Origin of the sequence: Actinomadura rubrisoli (assembly GCF_004349215.1) — a bacterium.
GTDB lineage: Bacteria > Actinomycetota > Actinomycetes > Streptosporangiales > Streptosporangiaceae > Spirillospora > Spirillospora rubrisoli.
Window position 1 is genome coordinate 1 of sequence record NZ_SMKU01000358.1, and the last position, 9,627, is coordinate 9,627.

The 9,627-nt window shown below is 68.1% G+C and carries 8 protein-coding genes, 1 tRNA gene and 2 pseudogenes; 6 read left to right on the top strand and 5 right to left on the bottom strand.

The features are described from left to right. Positions 1-806: 806 nt before the first annotated feature. Positions 807-1,253, top strand: coding sequence for a DUF6228 family protein (locus tag E1298_RS39265; protein WP_207945103.1), 447 nt, complete (start codon positions 807-809; stop codon positions 1,251-1,253). A gap of 33 nt (positions 1,254-1,286) precedes the next feature. Here E1298_RS39265 and E1298_RS52015 read toward each other — a convergent pair. Both E1298_RS52015 and E1298_RS51385 read right to left on the bottom strand, forming a co-directional pair. Next, positions 1,287-1,394 (bottom strand): annotated as a pseudogene (locus tag E1298_RS52015) (hypothetical protein); the annotation flags it as partial. A gap of 31 nt (positions 1,395-1,425) precedes the next feature. Next, positions 1,426-1,665, bottom strand: a pseudogene (locus E1298_RS51385) (ATP-binding protein); the annotation flags it as partial. 487 nt (positions 1,666-2,152) lie between these two features. On the opposite strand from E1298_RS51385, the gene E1298_RS39275 reads away from it, so the two are divergent. Beyond that, entirely contained in the window at positions 2,153-2,737 is a 585-nt protein-coding gene (locus E1298_RS39275; protein WP_131902461.1) for a hypothetical protein, read from the top strand. A 304-nt stretch (positions 2,738-3,041) separates the two neighbouring features. Here the strand turns inward: E1298_RS39275 and E1298_RS39280 are convergent, their stop codons facing one another. Further along, a complete protein-coding gene (locus E1298_RS39280; RefSeq protein ID WP_131755019.1) occupies positions 3,042-3,353 on the bottom strand; it encodes a WhiB family transcriptional regulator in 312 nt (103 codons plus the stop codon). 315 nt (positions 3,354-3,668) lie between these two features. Between E1298_RS39280 and E1298_RS39285 the strand changes: the two genes are divergently transcribed. Continuing rightward, the gene (locus E1298_RS39285) at positions 3,669-5,963 is read left to right on the top strand and encodes a penicillin-binding protein (protein WP_131902462.1); all 2,295 of its coding nucleotides are present in this window, start codon (positions 3,669-3,671) and stop codon (positions 5,961-5,963) included. Between the two features lie 41 nt (positions 5,964-6,004). Here E1298_RS39285 and E1298_RS39290 read toward each other — a convergent pair whose 3' ends face one another. Continuing rightward, a complete protein-coding gene (locus E1298_RS39290; RefSeq protein ID WP_131902463.1) occupies positions 6,005-6,460 on the bottom strand; it encodes a GatB/YqeY domain-containing protein in 456 nt (151 codons plus the stop codon). A 93-nt stretch (positions 6,461-6,553) separates the two neighbouring features. Here E1298_RS39290 and E1298_RS39295 point away from each other — a divergent pair, with 93 nt between their 5' ends. The 3 genes from E1298_RS39295 (at position 6,554) to E1298_RS39305 (ending at position 8,231) form a co-directional block, all read left to right on the top strand. Beyond that, positions 6,554-7,450 (top strand): metallophosphoesterase, encoded by an 897-nt coding sequence (locus E1298_RS39295; protein ID WP_131902464.1) that lies wholly within the window; start codon positions 6,554-6,556, stop codon positions 7,448-7,450. Beyond that, complete coding sequence (locus E1298_RS39300) at positions 7,450-8,109, top strand: class I SAM-dependent methyltransferase (protein ID WP_131902465.1); 660 nt, start codon at positions 7,450-7,452, stop codon at positions 8,107-8,109. The genes E1298_RS39295 and E1298_RS39300 overlap by 1 nt, the downstream gene beginning before the upstream one ends. A 48-nt stretch (positions 8,110-8,157) precedes the next feature. Continuing rightward, positions 8,158-8,231, top strand: a tRNA-Pro gene (locus tag E1298_RS39305). A 209-nt stretch (positions 8,232-8,440) separates the two neighbouring features. Here E1298_RS39305 and E1298_RS39310 read toward each other — a convergent pair. Then, positions 8,441-8,923 carry a hypothetical protein gene (locus tag E1298_RS39310; protein WP_207945104.1) on the bottom strand — a complete coding sequence of 161 codons (483 nt, stop codon included), beginning with the start codon at positions 8,921-8,923 and terminating at the stop codon, positions 8,441-8,443. Between the last annotated feature and the right edge of the window lie 704 nt (positions 8,924-9,627).

The following is a 9,627-nucleotide window of genomic DNA, read 5'->3' on the forward strand; positions in this document are numbered from 1 at the left end:
ACCCCGACCACCGCCGCTTGATCCGAGTCAAGGAAACACACCTGCCTCTCACCTGGGATGGATGCGCTGTCTCTATGCTCAGGCAGCCGTCCTGAGCAGGGAAGTGGAACCAGGTTCTGTGGATAAGTGTGAGAGTGGCCAACTGCGTCTCTGACACCACCGGGTGCACACACTCGGTCCCCGATCGCGGCGCACCTCATGTGGTGTCCAACGGCGCGCGGTAAGGCGTTGGCTTGCGCGCGAGCGCTACGCGCCGCCCACTGCTGCAGGCCAGCAGGAAGGTGTGCGCTGTCCTGCCGAGCGCGGCACGGCCTGCTAGTCCTCCGTATCGCCCGTGGCGGCGAGGACGGCGTGCGGCACAGCAAGTGCTGCGGATAGCGCCCGGCACGGCGGATAGCGTGCGGCACGGCGGCGGATAGCGTGCGGCACGGCGATGGACGCTTCGAGGCCCAAGGGACGATGGTGCGCCGCACACCAACAACCTGGAGTGTTGCGGGATGGGCTGGTTGGCGAAGAGCAGGAGGCGTCGAGCGGGCCTTCCGGACGTGCACCGCTTTACGAAGTCGGCATTCGGCCTGCCTCCGGCGCTTATATCAGCCATGTCCTGAAGCCCTGCGGCGTCCCGCCCCGCATGCTCCGCCCGCCTGGTCGACCTGGTCAGCGCCCCTCGACCCCAAGCTTGTCGCCGCCGCCTCCGGAGTGACCGCCCGAGAGCGTCATGATCTATCTCGCCGACCGTGTCGACGAGAATCGCCTCCCGAGTTCCCACGCGCCCTGACCAGGTGGCTCGCGACTATCCTCCGGCCGTGGCCTATCTGAGCGCCGATGACGCTGACCAACCGGAGTTGACCGTCCGCTGCAGCGAAGACCCCGAATCCATAATCCGATTCTTCGATCGACAGTTCGCCGAGGAGTACGAGACCTATCTCGCCGTGGAGATGCGAGGAGACGGGCTCCACGCGAGGTTCGATGACCTCACCCTGTCGGTCTGGGACGACGAGACTTTGGCAGATTTCCTGGATGGTCTGGTCGCCGACTTCCGCGGCTGGACCGGCCAGCGCACCTGGCGCATCAACCACCTCACCCTCAACGCGGCCTTCCAATCCGGCGGCCACGTATCGCTGGGCTGGACCCTCCAGCGCTGGCTGACCCGCGCCGACTCATGGCAGGCAACGCTGACGACCTGGATCGAGGCTGGTGAAGAGCTCGCTGCCCTTGCCTCCGACGTTCGCGCCTTCGTCACGCACTCCTGAACCCGTGCTGTTTCGGCAGCATCTCCCACAGGTTCACGCGGACATGCACGCTTTTCCGAACGGTTTGTTGCTGGTCATGATCAGCGAGGCGCGTTCGTAACTGGACGAAGCCAGCTGGAAGAACAGGTTGGCGGCCTCGGCCTCGAAGGGATGTAGCCGACCTCATCGACGATCAGGACGGGTTGCGGGCAAGCTTGGTGAACTCGTCCTGTAGCCGTCCGGCGGCGTGCGCGTCGGCCAGGCGGGCGACCCACCCGGCGACGGTGGCGAACGCGACACGGTCTCCTGCCTGGCAGGCGCGGATGCCTAGCCCGATCGACAGGTGGGTCTTGCCGGTGCCGGGCGAGCTGCGGAACACCACGTTTTCGCGGGTGGCGACGAAGTCCAGGGTGCCCAGGTGGGCGATGGTCGCATGTGACGCGTGTGTGTGGGTGGCCGGGTTAGGCCGTGGGCTGGGTGCTGGGTGGGGTGCGGAAGGGTGGTGGCGTGGCCGCCTGGAAGGGTCTTGTGTTGAGCGACGATCGCCTCGTGGGGTTGGCCTAGCGCGATGTCGCTGGACGTGGTGAGCCGCTCATAGTGCTCTGGGGCCAGTTGGACGTGCAGGGGCGCGAGGTACTGCTCCATGCTTCGAGGGCCGGTGATGGGCACGGTCGGGGTCGTGGAACGGGTTACGCGTTCCCGTAGCCGGGCCATCGCGTTCTGCGCCGGAGGAAGGTCCGTCTCGGACGCGACGGCGAGCAGTTCGTCCACGATCGCCGTCTTGTGTGCGGGGTCCTCCCGCTGGACGACCCGCTTCCAGGTGGTCAGCCGTCCCTCCTCGCCCCTTTGGTGCTTACCGGTCAGCAGGCCGCCTCCAAGGGGGCGGCCAGAGCGTCGTACCCAGTCCGAGTGCTTCGGCCATGGGGAGCACCTCGCGGTCGGCGGTCGGCTCGGCGAGGTTGTATTCGTGCTGGATCGCGATGATGGGCGACCATCCGCGCAAGCCCGCAGGCCCGCAGGTCCGCCAGCGCGACCGCGCGGGAGACGCGCCGGACGGGGAAGTTCGACAGCCCGGCGTGGACGAGCTTACCGGCGCGGACCAGGTCGCGGACGATCTCCTCAATGGGCGCGTTGCCGTTGAGATTTCCGACATGGCGACGCCTGTCCGTGCGCTGGTGGCGAGGCACGAGGAGGCGTTCGCCGAGCGGCTCGTCGCGGCTGCCGCGGAGGCCAGCGCGGCTGCCGCGGCTGTCGTGGCCGCCGTGGCTGCCGCGGAGGTTGGCGCATTCGATCTGTGCGCGCTTGGACGGCGGCTCGCCGTGCTCTTCGAGGGAGCCGCGGCCCTGTCCAGGTCCATGAACGCCACGCGGCCGTTCTCCGATGCGCGCGGTGCCGCCGAGACACTGCTGGACGTGGCGCTGTTCGCCGATGCGCGCCGTGCCGCCGAGGCACTGCTGGGACGCGGCGCTGCCTTGACGTGCGGGAATGCGATTGCGGCGAGCTGATCAACGCATGGCGCATTGACGCGGGCGGTGATGTTCATCCGGGACGCGACGGCAATACGCCCCATCAGCGCGGCGAGTTACGGACCGTCCGATAAGACGAAACGCGCCGCAGCACAAACCGCGTGACGGCGCGTCGCACGGTGCGGTGTCGGGTGGTGACCATGCGCCACGCAGCGATGGCGCGGCTACAGGCCCGCACCTGAACTGGTGCGGGCCCGCAACCGCGCATATCAAGACCGTGCCGGTCCTTGGACCTCTGCCGGACGGGCCTCTCGGGATCGGCCCACAACCGCCTCGCGGCGGGTCAGCTCGCGACGAGTTCTTCCTCGTCGACATCGACCGACCGCTCGTACTCTTCCTTGGCGGTCTCCAGCAGCTCGCGCCACGATTGCACATCCGGCCGGCGCCGCAGCAGGGCTCGACGCTCCCGCTCGGTCATCCCGCCCCAGACACCGAACTCGATCCGGTTGTCGAGGGCGTCGGCGAGACACTCCGTGCGCACAGGGCAGCCACGGCAGATGAGCTTGGCTCGATTCTGCGCCGCTCCCTGGACGAACAGGGCGTCCGGATCCGCGTTACGGCAGGCGGCGCGGGCGGTCCAATCCGTGATCCACATCTTGGCCCCACTCCCCTAGGGTCTGTGTCGATTTGCGCTCCTTGGCCAGACGGGCGCGGACGTCAGGCCGCCAAACGAAAGCCGTGGGGAAGAACTTACGGAAGCGAGGGACGATTCAACAGTCCCCGATGGGCCCATTCTCGATATAGCCCACCGGGGCCATACCGCCGGAACGGACTAGTTACCTGTAGTTGACGCGCCAGACATGGCTCAGGTTGTCACGATGGGGACAGAACGGACGTCCAGCCCCCCTCGGACGCGAGGGACGGGGGGACCTGTCCCGAATGCACTGGTCGTCCCGCGTACTCTAGATCCGTGCTGGATGAGAATGAGGACCGGGGGAGCCCGCTCTCCACGCTGTTCCGTCTGCTGGGGGCAGGTGTCGTCGCAGGCGTGCTGGTCGCCTTCATCGCGCTGCCCGGCGTCGGCAGCGCGGGGCTGACCGCGCGCGATGCCGCGAACAACTTCGAGGACATGGAAGGCGAGCTGAAGACGACACCGCCGTCCGAGAAGACGGTGATGTACGACGTCAACGGCAAGCAGGTCGCCACGTTCTTCGACAAGTACCGCGAGTCCGTGCGGCTCGACCAGGTCGCGCCCATCATGCGGCAGGCGATGGTCGACATCGAGGACTCGCGCTTCTACGAACACGGGGCGCTCGACCTGAAGGGCACCATCCGCGCGCTGGCGTCCAACGTCGAGTCCGAGCAGACGCAGGGCGGCTCGACGCTCACCCAGCAGTATGTCAAGAACCTGCTGGTGGACAGTGCCAAGACGCAGGAGGAGTACCGCGAGGTCACCGCGCCCACCGTCGGCCGCAAGCTGCGCGAGCTGCGCTACGCGCTCGACATCGAGCAGCGGCTGACGAAGGACCAGATCCTTGAGGGCTACATGAATGTGGCCTACTTCAGCGCCGGCGCGTACGGCGTGCAGGCCGCGTCCAAGCGCTACTTCAGCAAGCCCGCCGCCAAGCTCAAGCTGGGCGAGGCCGCGCTGCTCGCCGGGATCACCCAGAACCCCAACGCCTTCGATCCCATCCGCAACCCGATCGACGCGCGCAAGCGGCGCGACGTCGTCCTGTACCGGATGGCGCAGCTCGGGCACATCAGCAAGCCGCAGGCCGACCAGGAGGCCGCCAAGCCGATCCAGCTGAACCGCACCGACCCGGTCGGCGGCTGCGAGTCGAGCAAGGCGCCGTACTTCTGCGAGTACGTGAAGTACGACATGCTCAACATCCTGTCGAACGGGAAGTACTGGCAGCTGAAGCCGAAGCAGCAGCAGGACGTCGTCAACAAACTCAATCGCGGCGGCTACACCATTCGCACCACCCTCGACATGGACGACCAGCGCGCCGTCGACCGCGCACTGCGCAGCACGGTCGCGCCCGGCGGCACCCGGGTCGGCGCGGAGGCGATGGTGGAGCCCGGCACCGGGAAGATCCGGGCCATCGGCCTGAGCAAGCGGTTCGGCGCCGGCAAGGGCAAGACGACCATCAACCTCCCCGCGGACGGCGCCCACGGCGGCGGCAGCGGCGTCTCCGCCGGCTCCACGTTCAAGATCTTCACGCTGGCCGCGGCGCTCGACGAGGGCGTCCCGGTCAGCACGACGATCAATTCCGGCAACAGCACCACGGTCACGGGCCTCACCGACTGCAAGGGCCGCGGCACCGCGCCGTGGAGCCCCAGCAACTCCGACCCCGCCGAGGCGGGCGGCTACAACCTCAAGACCGGCACCTGGCACTCGGTCAACACCTTCTACGCACAGCTCGAAAAGCGCGTCGGGCTCTGCAACTCCATCAAGATGGCGCAGAAGTTCGGGATGAAGCGCTCGGACGGACGCCCGTTCCTGGAGGTGCCGTCGCAGGTCCTCGGCGTCAACGAGATCGACATGGTGCACCTCGCCGCCGCCTACGCCGGGTTCGCGGCGCGCGGCAAGTACTGCGCCCCCCTCTCGGTCACCGAGGTCGTCGACCCCGAGGGCAAGAAGGTCAAGCTGCCCAAGCAGGACTGCCACCAGGCCGTCGACGAGGCCGTCGCCGACAAGGTCAACTCGATCCTCCAGGGCGTCCTCACCAAGGGCACGGCCAAGCGGCTCGGCGGCATCGGCCGTCCGGCCGCCGGCAAGACCGGCACCTGCGAAGAGCACATGTGCGCCGTCTTCGCCGGCCACACCCCCAACCTGGCCGCCGCCACCGCCTACTGGGACTTCCGCGGCCCGAGCCAGTACCGCGTGTACGGCTCCTTCGGCGCCGACCAGCCGCTCACCATGTGGTCGCAGAGCATGCGAAACGCGCTGGCCGGCAAGCCCGCACCCGGCTTCAACACCCCGTCCCGGGACTTCGGCGACACCACCAACGTCCCGAAGGTGAAGGGCGCCACGGTCGCCGCGGCCATCGCCAAGATCAGGGACGCCGACCTCAAGGCCCAGGTCGCGCCCGGCTCCGTCGACTCCGACCAGCCGAAGGGGACGGTGGTCTCCACCTCGCCGGACGCGGGCACGGAGGTCCCGCCCGGCACCACCGTGATCATCTATGTGAGCAACGGCAAGAAGAAGGACCGCGGAGGCGGGGACCACGACAACCCCGGCACCGGCTGGCCCTGGGACGACTGAGGACAACCGAAGGGCCCGGCACCCGCCGGGCCCTTCGGCTCTCAGGTGGTGAGCTGCCGCTTGACCTCGGCGGCGACCCGTCCGCCCTCGGCCCGTCCGGCGATCTTCGGGTTCACCACCTTCATGACCTGGCCCATCGCCCGCGGCCCCGAGGCGCCCGTCGCGGCGATCGCGTCCGCCACCAGCGCGGCCAGCTCCTCCTCGCCCAGCTGCGCGGGAAGATACTCCTCCAGCACCGCGCCCTCGTCCCGCTCCGCCCGCGCCTGCTCGTCCCGCCCAGCGTCGCCGAACGCGGTCGCGGCCTCCCGGCGCTTCTTCGCCTCCCGGGCGAGCACCCGGACGACGTCGTCGTCCGACAGCTCGCGGGACTGCTTGCCGGCGACCTCCTCGTTCTTCACCGCGGTGAGGGCCATCCGCAAGGTCCGGGTGCGCAGCTCGTCCCGCGCCTTCATCGCGACGGTGAGATCGGTCTCCAGCTTTTCCTTCAGGGCGCTCATGGTCACATCATGCCCGTACGAGACCTGAAGCCTCATCAGGATTACCGCACGGTGCCCGTGTCTGGAAGCATGGAGACCTGAGAAGGGAGAACCGTGCGAAAGATCTACGCCGTGCCCCTCGGCCTCTTGGGCGCGGGCGCCGCGACCTTCGGGTACGCCTCGGTGATCGAGCGGAACTGGTTCCGCCTCCGCCGCTTCGACGTGCCGGTGCTGCCGCCCGGCCGTCCCCCGGTGAAGATCCTGCACATCTCGGACGCGCACCTCACCCCCGGCCGGTCCCGCCTCATCCACTGGGTCCGCTCGCTGGACGCCCTCGAACCCGACCTCGTCGTCAACACCGGTGACACGCTGTCCCACCGCGACGCGATCGGCCCCTTCCTGGACGCCCTCGGGCCCCTCCTCGACCGTCCCGGCGTGTTCGTCTACGGCTCCAACGACCTCTATTCGCCGATCTTCAAGAACCCCCTCCGCTACATCTGGAGGACGAGCCGCTCCGACTACACCAAGCGGCGCCGCGAGCCCGACCTGCCCTACCGCGAGCTCGGCTCGTCCCTCCAAGCCGCCGGCTGGCTCGACCTTAACAACCGCATCGGACGTCTCAAGGTGGGCGAGCTCGACGTGGAGTTCGGCGGCATCGACGACTCCCACATCAACCGCGACCGCTACGACCGGATCGCGGGCCCGGTCGACCCCCGAGCCGACGTCCACCTCGGCGTCATGCACTCTCCCGAGCCCCGCAACATGGACCGCTTCACCGCCGACGGCTACGACCTGCTCCTCGCCGGCCACACCCACGGCGGCCAGGTCTGCGTCCCCTTCTACGGCGCCCTCGCCACCAACTGCGGCATCGACCGTCCCCGCGTGAAGGGCCTGCACCGCCACCGCGGCTCCTGGCTGCACGTCTCCGCCGGCCTCGGCACGTCCCCCACCGCCCCCATGCGCTTCTGCTGCCCTCCCGAGGCGTCCCTCCTCACCCTCGTCCCCCGGTAATGGACGTCCGCGAGCGCTGGAAGTCCGACCGCGTCCAGGCCGCGATCTACGACTTCGCCGTCAACGACCCCACGATCTCCCGGCTGGGCGCCCGGCTCCTGTGGGGCTATGACATCCGCCACCTCTGGCGCAGCATCGGCGCCCTGGAGGACAACACCACCCTCGACATCCCCTGCGGCGGCGGAATCGCCATCCGCGGCAATCCCCGCCACGTCGCCGCCGACCTCTCCCGGACGATGCTCCACCGCACCCGCCGCAAAAGGGCCCCGCTGGTCCCGCTGGTCCCGCTGGTTCAGGCCGACATCAACAACCTCCCTTTCCTCTCGTCCACCTTCGACACCTGCGTCACCTACAACGGCCTCCATTGCCTCCCAGACCCGCGCCGAGCCGTCCACGAACTGGCCCGCGTCCTCCGTCCCGGCGGAACCCTCCGCGGCACCACGCTCGTCCGAGGCGCCGGCCGCCGCTACGACGCCCTGATCGCCCTCATGCGCCGCCGCACCTTCTTCGGCCCCACCGGCACCCCGTCCGAGCTGCACCAATGGCTCACCACCGCAGGCCTCACCGACATCCGCCTCACCACCAGCGGCGCCGTGACCGGCTTCACAGCCCGGAAGCCCACCGATATTGAGGACGCACCACCCCCAAGCATCCGCTAAAGTGGTCGAGGCGCCGGGAGGCACGTACGACTCCCGGGCAGCCACCACCGGGGTGTAGCGCAGCTTGGCAGCGCGCTTCGTTCGGGACGAAGAGGTCGTGGGTTCAAATCCCGCCACCCCGACAGAAACCGCCAGATCAGAGGCCGGTTCTCCACCTAGGAGACCGGCCTCAAGATCTTTTACCCGCCACCCGTCCGCGCCTGCGAGCGCAGGACGGCCCTCACCAGCACTATTCTCGCCGCCCAGGTTCAGATCCGCGGCTCCGTCCTGTGCTTCGTCCGGGCACTGCCAGAGCAGGCCCACTTTCGCGGATCGTCTCGGGTCGAGCCCGCTACGTGAGGCTGTTGCGACGGGCGCGTACGGAGTACTTGCGCACTCTGCCGTCCCCACTGGTGCTGCTGCCCCAGCCGCGGCTGGTGGCGATGTCCCAGCCCCGCTGCTCTCGCATCTGCGCGGCGAACGTTCGGAGATCTCGAATCTCGCAGCCACAGTCGAGCCACACGTTGATCCCGATCCACGCTCCGGCCGAGTCGCCCGCGAAACGATCGATCGCCCACCTCACCTCGTGAGCATGCTCGCTGAGCCCGGTCCGCTCCTCGTCATGGACGATGCCGAACGCCTTTGCGTACTGATCAAGATCATCGATGACGAACAGGGCGCTCTTCCACTTCCCCGGCCAGGCCGCGAAGAGCCTCGACTCTCCGTCGCGGGCACGCTGATAGGTCCCGGCGTCCCTGCCATAGGTGACTGTGCCGTCGCTACGGACCTCGATGTAACACATCGTCGAGAGTCCATAGGGGAAGTCCAGCCCCATTGCTCCTGCGCTTCTCGGCTCCATCCTGCTCCCGTCCGCTGGGCCTGTACATACGACATCTATGAGACGCGCGGAGGGCATCGGCGGCCGACAGGTTGACACGATAGGTGTGGAGGATCAGGTACTCATCGCCTCCGTGCCGCTCTGCTCCTTCCGGCGGCGGCAGACAGGCCGCCCGCTACTTGAATTAGTGCATGAGTTAGCGCTGGTCAGGGGCTTGACCTCATGACGTGAGCCGTACAACCTCGCCTTCAACCCGCGCCGAGAACGTGTGGTCATTGGTGAAATGCTCTATGGCCGCCTTCCTGGTCAACGACCTCGACCGCCTCACCGGCATGACCAAGGGCCGGTCCAGGCGGTTCGACACCACCCCAATGTGATCGACGGCCGCTTGACCACTGCCGGGCTCACCACGTCGGCAATCACGAACTGGGCTTGGTGAGACGCCAGCCGTTTGCCAACGAGGGTGGCGGGTCGGGCCTCGTCCAGTAGTGGTAGGCACTGGCGGCGATCTCTGTGGTGTTCGGACTCGACGTTGGCCAGGCGAAGCAGTAGCACGGCCGAATGCCGCTGGACTGAGCCTTTTCCATCTTGATCGTGCTGGTCACAAGGTGGTTGCGGTGGACTGAGTCGGCCGGTGACGCGACGAGGCTCCTGGTAGATGCGAAGTCGACCAAAACAACCGCCCTGCCAGGAGCCTCTGG